Origin of the sequence: Agrobacterium sp. ST15.16.055, from assembly GCF_027956555.1 — a bacterium.
GTDB lineage: Bacteria > Pseudomonadota > Alphaproteobacteria > Rhizobiales > Rhizobiaceae > Agrobacterium > Agrobacterium salinitolerans.
This window is the reverse complement of sequence record NZ_JAQKGN010000005.1, coordinates 129,604-148,088: the sequence shown is the minus strand read 5'-3', so window position 1 is coordinate 148,088 and position 18,485 is coordinate 129,604. Positions and strand designations below refer to the sequence as shown.

Below are 18,485 nucleotides of genomic sequence, written 5' to 3'. Positions count from 1 at the left end.
TTGCACGAATAAGCGCTCGGAAGGCGTCGGCAATCATCGCCAAAAGACAAAGGCCCACCGTTTCCGGCAGGCCTTCTTCATGAGCTCAAGCGTTTCTAACGAAAAAACTGGAAGCCTCACGGCTCCGGCTCCATCTCGTTGTCCGCGTCCTCGGGCTGCAAAACCCACTGACGCGCGTTTACCGGCCCTTCGCCGGGTCCGCCGCGTCATCTGCACGGCGCTACCCGAACCTGTCAGGACGCTTTTTTGGTACGCCAGCTGTCCGCGTAATTGTCACGTGCTTCGGCCGCATAAGGCGTCGGCGAGACGCGGACACGGATTTCTTTCTGCTTGTGGCGCTCCGTCGAGGTCTTGCCAGAACCGCCGTTCGGCTCTCCCCAGACAAGGGTGAGAACGTCGCCGACCTGAATATCGTTATCGACGATACCAAGCGAGAGCATGCAGCGCTCATTATACGAGTAGCCGGTGAACATCGACATGCCGACCTGCTTGCCCCCCTTCAAGATGATATCTGCTCCGGTCGAAGCGTAATTGGCCTGCGGGAAGTCGATCCATTTGTAATGGTCTTCGCCCGGACGGAACGCGGATGCGATGACATCCACCACATCTTCGGCGTTCCACTCGAAGGTGACCTTCTTGCGCTGCGTCTTGCCTTTCATGATCTCCAGCGCCGACTTGCCGATGAAGTCGTCTTTTTTCCAACCAATATAGAAGTCGTAACCCAGCTCGAACGGGTTAACGTAATAATCCTCGATATTATCGGAAACGAAGCTGCCGCCGATCGCACCCGTCGCCTCATAGCTATCGGCGCCCAGCCAGTCGCGATAGTCCTTCAACATGCCGTCGCCGGTGTAGATGCCCGGCAGTGGCGACGGGATCCAGCCCGATTCAAGCGTGTTGGTGGAATAGGCGCGGCTGCCGCAACGCACGAGATTGACGCCGGCTTCGTTGGCCGCGGCCAGAATGCAGGAGAGGATGTAGCTCTTGTCCTCATAGGGTCCCCAGACCTCGAGGCCTGGCGCGCCAGACATGCCGTGGCGCAACGCCTGCACCTTCTTGGAGCCGATATTGATCCAGTCGACGTGGAAGAACTTGATGTCCGGGATAGGGCCGCGGTTCAATTTCTCGAAAACTTTCGGCGCATCGGGGCCCTGTATCTGATAGCGGTAATGGGTGCGCAGCACGCGCTCGCCTTCCGGCCGCGACGGGGACCGAGGATCGTGTTTGATGCGAACGTTCCACTTGCCATAGGCCGCGCAGAACATCAGCCAGCTGGAGGTCGGCGCACGGCCGACGAGAATGAACTTATCCTGGCGCTCACGGAAAATGATGTGGTCGCCGATGACGTGGCCATCAGGCGTGACCGGCACGAAGTGCTTGGCGCGATTGAGATCGAAATTCGAGAAAGAGTTGATGCCGTGATGGGCGAGAAATTTTTCGGCGTCGGGGCCTTCGACGATCAGCTCATCCATATGATGGGACTGGTCAAACAGGACCGCGCCATCGCGCCAGGCAGCCTGCTCGGAGCGCCAATTGCTGAACTCTCCGGCAACGACAGGGTATACATACATGCCAATTTTTGAGTTTCGAAGCATTTCAACCGGGTTCGGATATTGCTTCAAAACCTCGGTCAGACTGGAATTCGCCATTCTAATCTCCTCCCTGGAAATCGCGTCTATGTATACATAGAAACGCCGGGCATTGATAAATTGCAAGCGGAAAATTTCGTCCTTTACGAGCGCATCGGCAAAAATAAAGGCGGCTCCGCAAGGGGCCGCCCTCATAATTCCCGCGTTCTCCGGGGCTTAGTCGCTGATCAGCGCCAGACCCGGCATCTGCGCGATCAATTCAGGCGCTTCGCGGATCATGTATTCAAGATTGGTGCGCGCTGTGCGGGAATGCTCCCGCGCGATCGCCTCCGCACGTGCGCCCTCCCGCGCAGCAATGGCCGCCACGATTGCCTTGTGCTGCTCCTGCGCACCCCTTAGCGAACGGCGAAACGCGCCGATATTCGCCTTGTCGGGGAGAAAAGCGGAGGGGGAAGCAAAAGGCAGCGAACTTGCCCGTTCCACCTCACGGCGAATCATCTCGCTGCCGCAGAGCGCCGCAAGCTGATGGTGAAACACCTGATTGAGCGCGGAATAGCGATCGAAATCGACGTCATCGACACGGTCGCCGAAGCATAGATCCAGCTCGCGTATCGTGTGGCCAATCTCCTCAAGCGCCCCCCTGGAGGCGCCACGTTCCGCAGCCAGCCGGGCCGCCGTGCCCTCCATAACACCTCGAATTTCAATGGCATCCACGACGTCCGCAAAACCGAACCGACGCACGACAAACCCGCCGCCCGGCAGACGGTTGAGCAACCCTTCCTCCGTCAGGCGTGAAAGCGCTTCGCGTACGGGCGTGCGGGAAATATCCAGAAGTTCGGCGGTCGGCACCTCAAAGAGCCGCATACCTCCTGGAAGCTCGCCACTCAGAATCTTCTCCCTGAGTTCGATCACCGCCCGACCGCCATGTGTTGCCGCATCGCCCTGCTTCATGCCACCCCTCCAACCTGCCGCCATCGCGTCGCAGCACCTGTTCTGCGATGTATACACCGCCTCCCGATCGTTGCGAGACACAATCTTCGCCATGGGTCTCAATCAAACAGGACAGCACAAGGTTTTCATTAAGCGATTGGAATCCCGCTACAGACCCGATCAGTGTATTCATTTACACTAATCAACGAAGCGGAGAAGATCAATATTTTGGGTATTTGGCAAATTTTCGATTGAACCAGCGAACCTCATGTATACATAATCAGACCTCGCTAAGGGAGAAAGCGATGGGATGGTCAAGTTTCTGGGAGAATCAGGCTTCGGTGGAACACACGGTTACGGCCGGCGACATAGTGAGCGGCTGGTCAATCGAGGTCATGCCACGCACGGCTGCAAAGATCGGCAACTTCAGAGATATTCTGCCTGAGGGAACGCGGGTTTATATCGCCCACATAGAGGGCACGCCGATTGCCGACATGATATCGACCGCAAAACGCCTGCACCATGAAGGCTTTCCGGTCATACCGCACATTCCGGCCCGGGGCATCGGGGGGAAAAGCGATCTGGAGGAATGGCTGAAGCGCTATCGGGGCGAGGCCGGCGTGACGCAGGCCCTGCTGCTCGGCGGCGGCCAGAAAGAAGCGATCGGAAGCTTCTCGAGCTCGATCGACATGATCGAAACCGGCCTTTTTGACGAGATGGGCTTCACGCACCTTCATCTGGCCGGTCATCCCGAGGGCAATCGCGACATCGATCCCGACGGCTCATCCCGCGCTGTCGATCAAGCCCTGCTGTGGAAGCAGAATTTTGCCGACCGGACAGACGCCCGGCTCGCTTTGACCACGCAGTTCGCCTTCGATGCCGATGTCGTCACGGAATGGGCGACGCGGATCCGCGCGATGGGCGTCACGATCCCGATCCATGTCGGCGTTGCCGGCCCGACCAAGCTGCAGACGTTGATCAAATTCGCCGTCGCCTGCGGTGTTGGGCCGTCCCTGAAGGTGCTGCAGAAGCGAGCGCTCGATCTTTCGAGGCTTTTCGTTCCCTATGAGCCGACCGATGTCATCGCGGGGCTCGTTGCCCATAAGGCGGCTCATCCGGACAGCCTGATCGAGCAAGTTCATATCTTCCCGCTGGGTGGCATTACACCTGCCGCTGAGTGGATGAAGAAGCATACATCATCAAGGACTTTCGCCCATGTCGCCTGAGAAAACATCTCTTCAGGCGACATTGCCCTGTTGCGACGTGATCGCCCTTTCGAACAGATCAGGCCGTCGCATCCGGCGCTTTCAGCCTCGTAGCACGCTTTTCAAGGAAGGCGCGCAGGCGCTCCTCGGCTTCGGGGCTGGCTGCCGTGAAAGAGGAAATGAAGGATTCCACGAACAATCCGTCTTCCTTGGCCATATCCTGGATACGGGGAAGCGCATTGATTACCGCATAGTTCGACAGCTGCGCATTGGACGCGGCCGCGGTGGCCAGCTGGTGCGCCCTGACTAATGCCTCACCGCGCGGCACCACATATTGCACGAGGTTCCATCGCTCGGCTTCGACAGGCGAGGCAACGCGGCCCGTCAGCATCATGTCGCTCATGCGGGCAACGCCCATCAGTCGGGCGATGCGCACCGACCCGCCGCCTCCGACGAAAATGCCGCGCTGCCCCTCTGGAAGGGCAAAAAAGGCGCTCTCATCGGCAACGCGCAGATGGGTGGAGGCCGCAAGCTCCAGTCCGCCGCCGACCACGGCGCCGTGCAGCGCCGACACCCAGGGAATGGTGCCATGTTCGATCTGCGAGAAGACGGCATGCCAGCGGCGCGAGCCGCGCACACCTTCAATCGGCGTCTTGGAAATATGCTCGCCAAGATCGAGCCCGGCGCAAAAATGATCGCCATGCCCGAAGATAACGGCAGCGCGCGCTTCATTTTCCGCCCTCGCCGCGGCACCGGCAATGGCTTCAACGAAACGGTCGCTGATGGCGTTGCGTTTTTGCGGCCGGTTCAGCCCCACAAAGGCGATGTCGCCGCGCAATTCATAGGTGACGAATTCGTCTGTCGTTTTTTCGCTCATGGCGACGTCTCCGATAGTCCAGGCAAATGTACAATTAACTTTCCGCATTTTGTTTACAAGGATATTATTTTCTTGTAATCATTTTTTTGACAAAAGATTATTTGCATGGTCGCGTGAATGACGTCTGGGAGGAGGTCGTGACGATGAAGGTGAAGCTTTGGTCGCCCGATGTCGCATGGGAGAAGCGGCCGAACGGCGAGATCATGATCTGGCGGAACGATCCGCTTGGCCCCTACCCGCGCAAACTCAATGAGCGCCTCATTCACTGGGCGGTGACAACGCCTGATCGCACCTGGATGGCGGATCGACAGGGGCGTGAGCCGTGGCGCGAGGTCAGCTATGCGCAGGCCCTCGACAAGGTCCGCCGTATCGCCCAGTTCCTGCTCGACAAGGATCTCTCGGTCGAAAAGCCGCTTCTGGTGCTTTCGGAAAACTCCATCGAGCATGCGCTGATGGTGCTTGCGGCCCAGCATGTCGGCATTGCCTCGGCGGCGATCACCCCGGCCTATGCAACCTCGTCCGATCTCGGCAAGCTTCACGATATCCGCAGGCAGATCACACCCGGAATGGTTTTTGCCGAGGATGCGGCACCGTTCCACCGCGCGCTGCAAGAGGTGTTCGATGACGGCACGCCGCTCGTCGGCCTCAGCAATCTGCCGGAAGATCATCCCAACACATTTCGGTTCGACGCGTTGCTCGAGACCGTACCCACGCAGACGGTGGATCAGGCCTTCGATTCGGTCGGCCCGGATACCGTCGCCAAATTCCTTTTCACATCAGGCACCACCGGTTCGCCCAAAGCCGTCATCCAGACACAGCGGATGCTGTGCTCCAATCAGGAGATGATTGCCGACTGTTATGCCTATTTTCGCGATGAGCCGCCCGTGGTCGTTGACTGGGCGCCGTGGAACCATACGGCGGCCGGCAACAAGGTTTTCAACCTCGTCATCTATAATGGCGGCACCTATTACATCGACCGCGGCAAGCCGAGCCCTGCCCTGATCGGCCAGACCATCGATAATCTGCGCGACGTTTCTCCTACCTGGTATTTCAACGTTCCCGCTGGCCACGAGATGCTGGTTCAGGCGATGCGTAAGGACGAGGCGCTGTGCCGCACCTTCTTTCGTGACCTGAAATTGCTGATGTATGCCGGCGCCGGCATGGCCCAGCACACCTGGGATGCGCTGATCGAGCTTTCGGTTGCGACGGTCGGCCATGCGGTTCCGATGGGTGCCGGCCTCGGCTCGACGGAAACCGCCCCCTTCTCGCTGTTCTGCACCGAACCGCAGGATAAACCCGGCAATATCGGCATCCCGGCGCAGGGCGTGACAATGAAGCTCGTGCCGGTCGATGATCGATATGAGCTGAGGCTGAAAGGCCCCAATATCACGCCGGGTTACTGGCGTAACGCCGAACTGACGGCAGCCGCTTTTGATAAGGAGGGCTTCTACCGCATCGGCGATACCGTGAAGTTCGCAGTTCCTGACGATCCGCGCCGGGGGTTTTATTTCGATGGCCGCATGGCCGAGAATTTCAAGCTACAGACAGGCACCTGGGTTGCGGTCGGGCCTTTGCGTGCTCAATTCGTCAACATGTTTTCGGGCCTCATCCGTGACGCCGTCATAACCGGCGAAAACCGCTCTGAACTGGGGGCGCTCGTCGTTCCCTTCATGCCGGCCTTGCGCGAGCTTGTTCCGGGCTCGCATCAGCTGTCCGATGCAGAGATCATCCAGCATCCCAATGTCAGGGTCCAGATTGCCGCAAGGCTTTCCGCTCACCAGAAACAGGCAAGCGGTTCGGCAAGTCGCATCATGCGCCTTCTGGTCATCGAAGACCCGCTTCGCTTCGAAAAGGGTGAGGTGACCGACAAGGGGTCGATCAACCAGCGTGCCGTGCTTCTGCATCGCAGGGATTTGGTCGACGCACTCTACGGCGATACGCCCCAGGTCATCACGGTCAGCAAAGAGGTGGCAGCATGAACATCGAAGGCGCAGGCGCTCTTGTGACAGGCGCGGCATCGGGCCTTGGCGCGGCAGTGGCCAGAATGCTCGCGGCGCGTGGGGCTGCGGTCACCATCTTTGACCGTAACGGCGAAGCCGGCCAGAAACTGGCGACGGAAATCGGCGCTACGGCCGTTCAGGGCGATGTGGCAAGCGATGCCGATGCGCAGCTCGCGATCAACGCGGCAGCCTCCGCCAAGGGCGGGCTTCGCATTCTCGTCAATTGTGCGGGGGTGGGCACGGCCGGCCGCATTCTCGGGCGCGAAGGCCCTCAGACGCTTGGTGATTTCGAAAAGGTTATCCGCGTCAACCTGATCGGTACGTTCAATATGATGCGGCTTGCCGCCGCCCGTATGGCGCAGACCGAGCCGATGGACGGCGCAGACAACGGCGTGATCGTCAATACCGCCTCGGTTGCCGCCTTCGAAGGTCAGGTCGGACAGGCAGCCTATGCGGCATCGAAAGGCGGCATCGTTTCACTGGCCTTGCCCGCGGCGCGTGAACTTGCCCGCTTCCGCATTCGGGTCAACACCGTCGCGCCGGGCATTTTTATGACGCCCCTGCTTCAGGGTTTGCCACAGGAAGTTCAGGAAAGCCTTGCGAGCCAGATACCCCATCCGTCCCGGCTCGGCGATCCCGCCGAATTCGCCGACGCGGTCCGGTTTCTTATCGAAAACGATTACATGAACGGCGAAGTCATCCGTCTGGATGGCGCGATCCGCATGCAGCCGCGGTGATGCGATGAGTTTTTCAACGCAGGCGACAAGCACATTAGAGCTTCTGAAAGCAACGCCGGGCTGGCGTCGTATCCAGTCGATTCGCGGCGATTGTGACGATGCTCTCGTAGAGGCCGTTCTCGATGAAGCGGCGCGCTTTGCTGAAACCGTTCTTGCGCCGCTGAACACAGCGGCTGATCGTCAGGGCTGTACTGTCGTCGATGGCCGCGTTCTTGTTCCCGACGGTTTCGGTGATGCTTTCAGCCAGCATGCAGGCAATGGCTGGCTCGCCATGGACGTGCCGGAACGCTTCGGTGGCCAGGGCCTGCCGCTTTCGATCCAGACCGCCTGTGCACCGCTTTTCGAACGCGGCTGTGTGGCGTTGATGATGGCCTCCGGGTCTACCCGTGCGGCCTGCCATTTGATCGCCGAGGTGGCGGATTATGCCGTTGCGAAGGAATGGGTTCCGTATCTTGCACGCGGCGAATGGGCGGCGACCATCTGCATCTCCGAGCCGGATGCCGGTTCTGATCTCGCGCGGCTGCGCAGCCGCGCTGCCTTGAGAGACGGTGCGTGGCGCATCACCGGTTCGAAAATCTGGATATCTTTCGGCGATCACGACATGTCGACCCGTATCTGCCACTGTCTGCTTGCCCGTACAGGTGAGGAAACCGGGACACGCGGCCTCAGCCTGTTTCTTGTGCCCGATGAAATCGACGGGCAACGTAACGGCATCAGCGTTGACCGCATCGAGGAAAAGATGGGCCTGCACGGCTCGCCCACCTGCGCCCTGCGCTTTGAAGCTGCGCGCGGCATTTTACTCGGCGAGGAGGGACGCGGTCTTGCCCAGCTGTTTGCAATGATCGAGTTGATGCGCCTGCAAACGGGATGTCAGGGGCTGGGACTCGCCTCGGCCGCCATCGACATTGCGGAGAGCTACGCGCAGGAGCGTCACCAGGGTGGCGATCCGGCAAAACCGGCCATCCCGATCGCACACCATCCCGATGTTCGCCGCCAGCTCGAAGAGGCACGGCTGCGCACGGAAACCCTGCGTGCTGCAACGCTCGAACTTGCCACCGTCATGGACCTCGCGCGCCTTGAGCCGGACGAGAATTTGCGCGACGATTTGCAGGCGCTGTCGCGCTGGCTCTTGCCGCTCGTCAAGAATTTCGGCGCGGATGCCGGCTTCACAGTCTCCAATCAGGCCATACAGATCTTGGGCGGGGCGGGTTACACGCGGGAATGGCCACTGGAGCAATATCTGCGCGATGCGCGCGTGATGACCATTTACGAAGGCACCACCGGCATGCAGGCCATCGACCTTCTGACCCGTCGGCTGTGGCGAGAAGGCGGAAAAGGCCTCGACGTTTTTCTGAAACGCGCCCGCGAGGATCTCGCCAATTGTCCGGCTGCAACAGCAAGAGCCGCGGAGGCAACGCTTAACGCGTTCGAGGCCGAGAGCCAGCGCATGGCCGCACTCGCGGATCAGCCTGAGGCGGGCCTCTGGCAGGCCAACGCCTATCTGAACGCCGCATGGGACGCTTTCGCCGCCTGGCTGGCTGTTCGGGTGGAGGCCGTTTCAGCGCTGCAGCAATCGACGGCGGGAGAAGCGGCCTGATCTCGACAATATATTGAAATGCATTTTCCGGGCGTTCGTGAACGTCCGCTCATTGGGAGGAGAGACAATGAAAAAGCGTATAATGACATGGATGGCAACGGCTGTTGCCCTGACGATGACGGCAGGCTCGGCTTTCGCCGATATCACCATTGGTGTGACCATACCCACGACCGGACCGGGCGCTGCGCTGGGTATACCGCTCAAACAGTCGATCGAATTGTGGCCGTCCGAAATCGACGGTGAAAAGCTGAAGGTCATCCTGCTCGACGATGCCGGTGATCCCTCGGTTGCAACCACCAATGCGCGTCGCTTCGCCAGTGACGACAAGGTGGATGTCATCGTCGGTTCCGCCCTCACGCCGGCCGCGATTGCTGTCGCAGGCGTGGCGAATGAGACGGAAGTGCCGCATTTCGCGCTCTCGCCAATACCGCCAACGGCCGCGAAGAAATGGAACTTCGTCATGCCGCAGTTCTCCACCGTCCTGGTGAAGAGCATGTTCGCCCGCATGCAGAAGGACGGTATCAAACGTGTCGCCTTTATTGGTTTTGCCGATTCCTACGGCCAGCAGTGGGTCGATGCGCTGAAGACCACGGGTAAGGACTATGGTCTCGAACTGGTTGCGGAGGAGCGTTATGCCCGCGCCGACACCTCTGTTTCCGGCCAGGTACTGAAATCGCTTGCCGCACGTCCGGATGCCGTCTTCATCGGCGCATCGGGCACGGGTGCCGCCCTGCCCCAGATCGGCGTGCGCGAACGCGGCTTCAAGGGCAAGATTTATGTCGTTTCGGGTGCAGTCACCTTCGATTTCCTGCGGATCGCCGGCAAGGCCGTTGAGAACACCGTGTTTTCCTCCGGCCCGGTCATGGTCGCGGAAGATCAACTGGATAGCTCGCCCACCAAGGAACAGGGCCTTGCCTATCTCAAGGCTCTCGAGGCCAAGTTCGGCGCAAACGCCCGAACCCAGTTCGGCTCGCATGTCTGGGATGTGATGGTGATTCTCAAGAAGGCCGTTCCGGTTGCGCTCAAGAAGGCAAAGCCCGGCACGCCCGAATTCCGCATGGCACTGCGCGATGCCATCGAAACAAACGGGCCGTATAACGCCACGCACGGTGTCTACGAATTCACGGCCGACGATCATTATGGCCTCGACCAGCGGGGCGTCGTGCTGCTGACGGCGAAAGACGGAAAGTTCGTACTGCTGCCCGACGATAAATAATCCGCGGGACTGGAAAAACCGTCGGGGAGCCTGTCTCCCCGGCCTACCCCACGAGGGAAAACGCCGCGTGCCGTGGCGAAACCGGCCCCGGATCGCCTGCACTTGAACTATTCGTCACGCCTTACCGAGAGCCAAACCAAAGGGTGCATTTTGGACGCGACTATTGCCACATTCCTGATCCAGGACGGCGTCACCAATGGCGCGATCTACGCGCTGCTGGGGCTCGCTATCGTTCTGGTCTTCGCCGTCACCCGGGTGATCTTCATTCCGCAAGGTGAGTTTGTCGCCCATGGCGCGCTGACGCTGGCGCTGCTCGATGCCGGGCGCGTGCCTGGCACGCTGAAGCTGCTGTTGTGCATGGGCGCTGTGGCCCTCGTTCTCGACCTTTGGGGAATGCGGCGGGGCATGCGCCTTTCGCCGCTGCTGCGCGCGATGGCCATCAACCTTGCGCTCCCGGGTCTGATCTATGGGCTGGTCGCCATTCTGGCTCCCATGCAGCTGCCATCGTTCCTGCGCGCCCTCATCACCATCGCCATCATCGGCCCGATGGGATATTACGTCTATCGTATCGCCTACCGACCGCTTGCCGACGCCTCCGTGCTTGTGCTTCTCATCGCTTCCGTTGGCGTGCATCTGGCGCTGATGGGCCTCGGGCTTGCCTTTTTTGGTCCGGAGGGGCTGCGTGCAGCGCCATTGAGCGATGCCGGTTTCACGCTTGGACCGATGCTCGTCAGCGCGCAAAGCATCTTCATCTATCTCGCGACGATCCTCGTGATGGTCGGCCTCTACTTCTTCTTCGAAAAGACGTTGCTTGGCAAGGCCCTGAAAGCAACGGCCATCAACCGGCTCGGCGCGCGACTTGTCGGTGTTCGAACGGAACTGACCGGTGTCACCGCCTTTGTGCTTGCCGCCGCAATCGCGGCCATCTCAGGCGTGCTGATCGGTCCAATCACCACCATCTTCTACGACACGGGCTTCCTGATCGGCCTCAAGGGCTTCGTTGCTGCCATTCTCGGCGGCATGGCGAGCTTTCCCGTTACTGCCATTGCCGCGATCGGTGTCGGGCTGATTGAGGCCTTCGCGTCCTTCTTCGCCAGCGATTTCAAGGAAATCATCGTATTCGGTCTCATCGTGCCGGTGCTGATCTGGCTTTCCTTCGGCGCCAGCCATCATGAGGAAGAGTGATATGACCCTCGGCAGACACCTTTATCCCGCCATTGCCGCGCTTCTTCTCGTCGCCGCCTTCCCGCTGCTGCCGGTTCCACCATTCTGGGTGACGCTCGCCAACAATATCGGGCTTGCATCTCTGGTCGCCATCGGGCTCGTGCTGTTGACCGGCGTTGGTGGCATGACCTCCTTCGGCCAGGCGGCCTTTTGCGGTTTCGGCGCCTATACGACGGCGGTTCTGACCACGGCCTACGGCTTTTCACCCTGGCTCACGCTACCGCTGTCTCTCGTTGTCGGCGTCATCGTGGCCCTGCCGCTAGGGCTGATGACAGTCAGGCTTTCCGGACACTACCTGCCGCTCGGCACCATCGCCTGGGGGCTTGCGATCTATTACCTTTTCGGTCGCATCGAGCTCCTCGGCCGGTATGACGGGATCTCCGGCATTCCACCACTCTCGGTCGGCAACGAACCGCTGATGAGCAGCAGCTCGATCTATTACGTGATCTGGATATTCGTCGTTGCCGTGGCGATCGGCGCGCAGAACCTGCTCGACAGCCGTGTCGGGCGCGGCATTCGCGCCCTGCGTGGCGGCTCGCAGGCAGCGGAGGCGTTCGGCGTGAATATCGAGCGGGCCAAACTAACCGTCTTCGTCTTCGCAGCCGTTGTAGCAGCGCTGTCCGGCTGGCTTTACGCCCATATGCAGCGGTCGATAAACCCGACGCCTTTCGGGCTCGACATGGGCATCACCTATATGCTGATGGCCGTCGTCGGTGGTTCGGGCCGGGTTGTGGGCGCCATCTTCGGCGCAGCCGTGGTGCTGGTGTTGAAAGAGGTGCTGCAACGGGTCCTGCCCGGCCTTGTCGGCACCTCGGTGAATGTAGAAATGATCGTGTTCGGCGTGCTGCTCGTCCTGATCCTGCAGCTCTCCCGAGACGGTCTTTGGCCACTTCTGGAAAAATACCTGCCTGCCCGGCCGCCGCGCGCCATCCGCCGCGACGGCGCCAGTCTTGAAACGCGGCACATGCCTGCGCCCGGCAGTCCGCTGGTCCGGGTCGATCGGGTGCGGAAGACATTTGGCGGACTGACGGCGGTCAACGATGTCAGCTTCGATATCAAGGCCGGGCAGATCGTCGGCCTGATCGGCCCGAACGGCGCCGGCAAGAGCACGACTTTCAATCTCATCACCGGCATCCTCGGCCTTTCCGGCGGCAACGTCACCTATCAGGGACAGAAGCTTTCAGGCCTCAATCCCCGGCTGATCGCCAAACGCGGCATCGCCAGAACCTTTCAGCATGCCAAGGTCCTTCCAACCATGTCGGTGCTCGAAAATGTCGCTCTCGGCGCGCATCTGCGTGGCAATGCCGGCGTTTTCCGGAGCTTCTTCCGGCTGGAGCGAAAACAGGAGCAGGCGCTGCTTGCCGAAGCCGCCCATCAGCTCGATCGCGTCGGTCTCGGTGCTCATCGCGACCGTCCCGCCGGCGACCTCGCTCTCGGGCAGATCCGAATTCTGGAAATCGCCCGCGCGCTCTGCCTCAACCCGACGCTTCTGCTGCTCGACGAACCGGCGGCCGGTCTGCGCCACGGCGAAAAGCAGGAGCTCGCCACACTGCTGAAAAAACTGCGGGCCGAGGGCGTGAGCGTGCTGCTCGTCGAGCATGACATGGGTTTCGTCATGGGGCTGGTCGATCACATCGTCGTCCTCGATTTCGGCACCCTGATCGCCGAAGGCAAGCCGGCTGAAATCAGGCAACATCCAGCCGTGATCGCGGCTTATCTTGGGGGTGCAGCGTGAGCGGACATCTACTCGACATCAAAGACATCCACGTTGCCTATGGCCGGGCGGAGGTGGTGCATGGCATCTCGCTTTCCATGACGTCCGGCAGCATCGTCACGGTCATCGGAGCAAACGGGGCAGGCAAGACCACGCTGCTCAACGCCATCATGGGCGTCGTGCCTTCGCGCGGGACCATTCTTTACGACGGCGCGCCAGTGCCCGATACCATCGAGGCCCGGGTTGCCGCTGGCCTTTGCCTTGTGCCGGAAAGGCGCGAATTGTTCGGGTCGATGACCGTCGAGGATAATATCGAGCTCGGCGGATTCCTGCGCTCACGCCAGGAGCGCAACTCAACCCGTGAGGAAATACACGCACTCTTTCCACGCCTTCGCGAGCGCAGCAAGCAGCTTGCCGGAACGCTTTCCGGCGGCGAAAGGCAGATGCTGGCGCTCGCCCGGGCACTAATGAGCCAGCCGAGGCTTTTGCTGCTGGATGAGCCTAGTCTCGGGCTTGCGCCGTTGATCGTCGCCGAAATCCTGCGCATCGTTGCCGAACTGCGTCGTACCGGTGTCTCCATCCTGCTGGTCGAACAGAACGCCCGCGCCGCGCTTGAAATCGCCGACGAGGCCTACCTCGTCGAACTCGGCGAGGTCCGCCGCTCAGGCCCGGCCGCCGAACTCGCCGTCGATCCGGCACTGATGGCGAGCTATCTCGGACCGGGCGAACACGCCCTCTAAGAAAATCCTCGTAACGGATATGAGCGATTTGCCGTCTTAGACGGACGGATCGTCGTACCGGATGCCTGAAACACAGAGCTGCCTTCAATTGCCCACTTCAGACAGCAGTTCCTCCGATTGTAAAAATAGTCACCAACCCTACCGGCTCTCGGCAGTTCACGCTTTCGAATATCAAATCACGATCTGAGATGCACCCTTCACGAAATTTTAGGGGATTGCGGAACACATATGGAACATATAGTGTTCGTTCTGTATTTGTTTCGCGACCTCAACGACGATTCTCAAGGGTGTTTTCCTCATGCTCACGCGCAAACAGCAGGAATTGCTTCTCTTCATTCATGAAAGAATGAAAGAGTCCGGCGTGCCGCCCTCCTTCGATGAAATGAAGGACGCACTCGATCTTGCTTCCAAATCCGGCATCCACCGGCTGATTACCGCACTCGAAGAGCGCGGGTTTATTCGCCGGCTACCCAACAGGGCGCGAGCGCTGGAAGTGATAAAATTACCTGAGGCCTATACGCCGGGCGCAAGGCCGCAGCGTGGTTTCTCACCGAGCGTCATCGAAGGCAGCCTGGGCAAGCCGAAGGCGCCGGAGCCGGCCGCGACCCCCAAGGCGCCTGCCAATGATCTCGGCGGTGCCGTCACCGTGCCGGTCATGGGCCGCATCGCCGCCGGTGTGCCGATTTCCGCCATCCAGAACAACACCCATGATGTGGCCGTACCTGTGGACATGCTGGGTTCGGGCGAACATTACGCTCTGGAGGTCAAGGGTGATTCGATGATCGAGGCCGGCATTTTTGATGGCGATACCGTCATCATCCGCAACGGCAATACGGCCAATCCGGGTGATATCATCGTCGCGCTGGTGGATGATGAAGAAGCGACCCTGAAGCGTTTCCGCCGCAAGGGAGCCTCCATCGCGCTGGAAGCTGCAAACCCGGCCTATGAGACCCGAATTTTCGGGCCTGATCGGGTGAAGATACAGGGCAAGCTGGTGGGATTGATCCGCAGATATCATTGATGCCGCCGCCGGTTTGGATAAGCCAAATCGGTTGAACGGCGGCATATTTGGCCTGGAAGATGAAGGGCGCGTCATTTCGTTGAATTGATGCGCCTTTTCTTTTTTAAATGGCAAACGCGCTCGTCGTTGCGAAAATGCGGTTGTGCACGACGATCCATCCATCAATTGGCGTTATGGGAGCCATGGATTCTTTGCGATATTCCAAGACCATTCGCAGATATAGAAATGCGCATCCTATCGGGGGAAAACGCCATGTACGATCTTTATATTGCCAACAAGAACTATTCCTCATGGTCTCTGCGGCCCTGGGTTTTGATGCGCACCCTTGGCATCGCCTTTGATGAAAAACTCGTTCCCTTTGGCGAAGGTGTTGCCTTCTCCAGCTTTTCGCCGACGGGCAAGGTGCCGTGCCTTGTTGATGAGGGCGTGACGGTTTGGGAATCGCTGTCGATTGCCGAATATCTGGCCGAGAGACATCAGGGTGTCTGGGCAAGTGACAAGCAGGCACGGGCCTGGTCACGCTCGGCGGCAAGTGAAATGCATGCGGGCTTCTCTTCGCTGCGCAATCTCTATCCCATGTCGGTCGGTATCCGCGTAAAACCGAAGGGCGGCGATGCCGGGCTTGCGGCCGACATAAAACGCATTGATGCGCTGTGGAGCGAAGGCCTCGCAAAATTCGGCGGACCGTTTCTCGCCGGTCAAAAATTCACGGCGGTCGATGCCTTCTTCTGCCCGGTGGCGTTCCGTTTCCAGACCTATGGCGCCGATCTTTCGCCAGCGGCGAAGGCCTATTGTGACAGGCTGCTCGCCCTGCCCGCCATGCGCGAATGGTATGAGGCCGGGCTGAAGGAAATCTGGCGCGATCTGCCGCACGAAGAGGAAATCGGCAGCATTGGCGAATTGACCGCGGATTTGCGCGCCAAGGCCTGATAAATCATGCTGGCAGCACTCACTGCGATGCCGTCAGCACCTGAGTGACGGCTTCAGGCACCTCATGGTCAAAGCGCCCGCTCTTCCAGTCGTAGAAGCGATGTTCGCTCCACGGCCTGTCGGTGCTGGCGGTTGCCGCGCGCATCCGCCCCACCACCCCCGCCTGTTCGCTGCCGGCGAAATTTATCTCTACCGAGCCGATGCGTCTTAATGTGTCGCGATTGAGCAGCAGGGCGCCCGAGCGGCATTGCGCAAACGAGGTTCTGCGGGAGACGATGACAATATCGGCGATGTCACAGGCTTTCCCGGCAAACCGGCCGTCTTCCAGCACTATGATAAATTCGCCGCTTCCCGCGCGCGCCGCACACCAGATGCCTGTTCTGCAGGTGAAGACACCGGGTGCGGCATCTCTCAGCGTCGTTATCATCTCCCGCGCCACGGCCTTCATGTCCTCCGGCGCCAGCTTGGATTTGGTGGTGAGAGCAACGGTTGTTGTCGGAGCCCCCATCTTGAGAAGGACCGGTGGGAGCGGTTTGTCAGGCAACAGCAGCGCCCTCTGCCATTGCTCATAGATGAAGCCCTGCGGCCGCGTTTTTGTGGTGTAGACCCTGCCCTCGTCCAGAAGCGCCACCAGCTTGCCTTCCTCATGGACAAGCAGATCAGGCAGACCGCGTTGGGCGACGGCTCCAGAGAGGCCGAAGGCCAATATCAGAGGTGGCAAACCGAGTAGCGCCAAACGGGTGCGCAGCAATGTCAGCAGCAGGAAACCCACGGAGGCGATGCCGATGAACCAGCCATGCGGCCGCCCGGTCGCAGCGCTGCCGCCCCAGGACGCCACTTCCTGCGCAACCTCGATAACAAGCGCCATGCCGTAACCCATGACCTTCAGAAATGGTGCATCCAGCCCGAAGGGCATCAACAGCATGGCGATGAGGCCGAAGGGCATGACGACCAGCGACATCAGCGGCATGGCTGCCAGATTGGCGAAAAGTCCATAGGTGGTGACACGCTGGAAATGCTCGGCGGAATAGATCGCCGTCGAAAGCCCGCCGATCAGCGATGTAGTGACGACACCGCCGATGACGGCGCCTGCCGTTCCCGCCACCGTCATCCACGCCGGTTTGCGCCCGATAAACAGACGCTCCCGGTCGGTGCGCCATCGGCTCCAGGCGGCATAGGCCGCAACGAGCGCGATCGTTGCGGCGAAGGACATCTGGAAGCTCGGCCCCATGATTTCCGAAGGAGACAGCGCGAGGATGACGAGAGCGGACAGCGCAACATTTCTGAGGCTGAGCGACGGCTGATCGAACAGTACCGCAATCAGCATCACCGACATCATCAGCCAGGCGCGTTCGGCAGAGACGGCAAAACCTGATATCAGGTAATAGGCGAGCGTCATCAGCAGCGCCGCAAAAGCGGATATCTTCTTCACCGGCCAGCGTTGAGCAAAGGCCGGAAACAGGCTGAAGGCGAGCCGCAATCCCACGAAGAATATGCCTGACGCCAGCGCCATGTTGAGCCCGGATATGGCAACGATATGGGCGAGGCCGGAAAGCCGCAGGGCTTCCATTGTTTCCGCCGATATGGCCTGTCTCTCATCGGTGACGATGGAGGCGGCAAAAGCGCCGGCGTCACCGCCGATGGTGCTGCGGATGCGCTCGGCAATGGCGGTGCGCAGGCCGTAAAGCCGCATATCGGCCCATTCCAGCCAATCATCCTTTGCGTCGATATCAGGGGCAGTGATCGTCTGCGGCGGCTTGTAAAAAAAGCCGGTCGCGCCTATGCCCCTGAAATAGGAGGCGAAGGCGAAATCATTGAGACCGGGCAAGGCCGGACCGGATGGCGGCGAAAGCCGCGCCTTGCCGCGAATGATCGCACCGAGTGCCACCGGCTTTCCGCCGCCGCGGGCCAGCAGCGAAACCTTTCCAGGCAGGCGTGACAATGCCGGCGCTTTTGTCGCAGCCAGCTGCACCACATAACGCCAATCGCCGCGGGCATCGACCTCTCGGCGCATCACAGTGCCGGTAATAGTGGTGGTAACGGGCGCATCCAGCACCACCGTCCCTGCCCTCCGCGTTTCGAATTCGGCAAAAAGCATGCCCAGCAACAGCAGTGCGACGAGGCTGCACGCCGTGGCCACCAGAGTCGCGTGATATCGGGTGGCGAATGCCAGGCCGGCGGCGAGCGAAAATAGAACAACAAGAAGCGGCAATGAGGGTGCTGCATCAAGGGAAAACCAGAGGATCGCTCCACAGCCGATGAAGACCGGCACGAAAAGAAAATCATGGCCGAATGCGCGTTCTTCGGCGAGGCAGTTGGTGATTTTACGGATAATAGCCGCTTGCGGTTTCGGCCTGCTGGCAAGGGCCGGCAGACCATACGTCGCGATCTCGCCGGTCCGGCGCAGCGGTGACAGGATATCCGCCGTGCGGGGCAAGCCGCCCTGCATCGTTTCGGCATATCCGAAATGCTGTTTTTCCCCTTGATCAAGCAATCTGCGCCGCGCCCCTGCCGCACCGGAAACAGGTTTGCAGGTGGACGCGCGGGATTGCAATGTTTTCCTTTAACCCTGCGTTGACCGAGATTGAGTTGCCATGATCGATAAAGCGAAAAGCAACGCAATTGCGTTTGCCGCAATGCACAATTTGACCTTTGGATAGCTTGGCATCGGCGCAAGGATCATATAGCTAATCGGTAGACGCTTA

At 60.1% G+C, this 18,485-nt stretch carries 14 protein-coding genes; 10 read left to right on the top strand and 4 right to left on the bottom strand.

Annotation, left to right across the window (positions count from 1 at the left end; all coding sequences use genetic code 11):
* Positions 1–233 precede the first annotated feature (233 nt).
* Together ligM and PL599_RS10440 are read right to left on the bottom strand one after the other, a co-directional pair.
* Entirely contained in the window at positions 234–1,649 is a 1,416-nt protein-coding gene (gene ligM / locus PL599_RS10445; RefSeq protein WP_217004722.1) for a vanillate/3-O-methylgallate O-demethylase, read from the bottom strand.
* A gap of 156 nt (positions 1,650–1,805) precedes the next feature.
* Positions 1,806–2,540, bottom strand: a complete 735-nt coding sequence (locus PL599_RS10440; protein ID WP_077982356.1) for a GntR family transcriptional regulator — start codon at positions 2,538–2,540, stop codon at positions 1,806–1,808.
* A 284-nt stretch (positions 2,541–2,824) separates the two neighbouring features.
* On the opposite strand from PL599_RS10440, the gene PL599_RS10435 reads away from it, so the two are divergent.
* The gene (locus PL599_RS10435; protein ID WP_269823976.1) at positions 2,825–3,745 is read left to right on the top strand and encodes a methylenetetrahydrofolate reductase; all 921 of its coding nucleotides are present in this window, start codon (positions 2,825–2,827) and stop codon (positions 3,743–3,745) included.
* Between the two features lie 58 nt (positions 3,746–3,803).
* On the opposite strand, the gene PL599_RS10430 is transcribed toward PL599_RS10435, so the two are convergent.
* Complete coding sequence (locus PL599_RS10430) at positions 3,804–4,601, bottom strand: crotonase/enoyl-CoA hydratase family protein (protein WP_142912178.1); 798 nt, start codon at positions 4,599–4,601, stop codon at positions 3,804–3,806.
* A 143-nt stretch (positions 4,602–4,744) separates the two neighbouring features.
* On the opposite strand from PL599_RS10430, the gene PL599_RS10425 reads away from it, so the two are divergent.
* From PL599_RS10425 to PL599_RS10385, 9 genes are all read left to right on the top strand, one after another.
* Complete coding sequence (locus tag PL599_RS10425; protein WP_269823977.1) at positions 4,745–6,580, top strand: feruloyl-CoA synthase; 1,836 nt, start codon at positions 4,745–4,747, stop codon at positions 6,578–6,580.
* Positions 6,577–7,338 (top strand): SDR family oxidoreductase, encoded by a 762-nt coding sequence (locus tag PL599_RS10420; RefSeq protein ID WP_142912176.1) that lies wholly within the window; start codon positions 6,577–6,579, stop codon positions 7,336–7,338. Before PL599_RS10425 ends, PL599_RS10420 begins: the two co-directional genes overlap by 4 nt.
* Before the next feature lie 4 nt (positions 7,339–7,342).
* Positions 7,343–8,935 carry an acyl-CoA dehydrogenase family protein gene (locus PL599_RS10415; RefSeq protein ID WP_142912175.1) on the top strand — a complete coding sequence of 531 codons (1,593 nt, stop codon included), beginning with the start codon at positions 7,343–7,345 and terminating at the stop codon, positions 8,933–8,935.
* 67 nt (positions 8,936–9,002) lie between these two features.
* The gene (locus PL599_RS10410; protein ID WP_269823978.1) at positions 9,003–10,151 is read left to right on the top strand and encodes an ABC transporter substrate-binding protein; all 1,149 of its coding nucleotides are present in this window, start codon (positions 9,003–9,005) and stop codon (positions 10,149–10,151) included.
* Positions 10,152–10,301: 150 nt separating this feature from the next.
* Complete coding sequence (locus PL599_RS10405) at positions 10,302–11,336, top strand: branched-chain amino acid ABC transporter permease (protein WP_269823979.1); 1,035 nt, start codon at positions 10,302–10,304, stop codon at positions 11,334–11,336.
* A gap of 1 nt (position 11,337) precedes the next feature.
* Positions 11,338–13,110, top strand: coding sequence for a branched-chain amino acid ABC transporter ATP-binding protein/permease (locus PL599_RS10400; RefSeq protein WP_269823980.1), 1,773 nt, complete (start codon positions 11,338–11,340; stop codon positions 13,108–13,110).
* Positions 13,107–13,829: an ABC transporter ATP-binding protein gene (locus PL599_RS10395; RefSeq protein WP_269823981.1), complete on the top strand. Its 723-nt coding sequence runs from the start codon at positions 13,107–13,109 to the stop codon at positions 13,827–13,829. Before PL599_RS10400 ends, PL599_RS10395 begins: the two co-directional genes overlap by 4 nt.
* A gap of 298 nt (positions 13,830–14,127) precedes the next feature.
* The gene (lexA, locus tag PL599_RS10390; protein WP_077982364.1) at positions 14,128–14,850 is read left to right on the top strand and encodes a transcriptional repressor LexA; all 723 of its coding nucleotides are present in this window, start codon (positions 14,128–14,130) and stop codon (positions 14,848–14,850) included.
* Between the two features lie 252 nt (positions 14,851–15,102).
* The gene (locus tag PL599_RS10385; protein ID WP_142912172.1) at positions 15,103–15,780 is read left to right on the top strand and encodes a glutathione S-transferase family protein; all 678 of its coding nucleotides are present in this window, start codon (positions 15,103–15,105) and stop codon (positions 15,778–15,780) included.
* 19 nt (positions 15,781–15,799) lie between these two features.
* On the opposite strand, the gene PL599_RS10380 is transcribed toward PL599_RS10385, so the two are convergent.
* Positions 15,800–18,229 carry a ComEC/Rec2 family competence protein gene (locus PL599_RS10380; protein ID WP_269824031.1) on the bottom strand — a complete coding sequence of 810 codons (2,430 nt, stop codon included), beginning with the start codon at positions 18,227–18,229 and terminating at the stop codon, positions 15,800–15,802.
* Between the last annotated feature and the right edge of the window lie 256 nt (positions 18,230–18,485).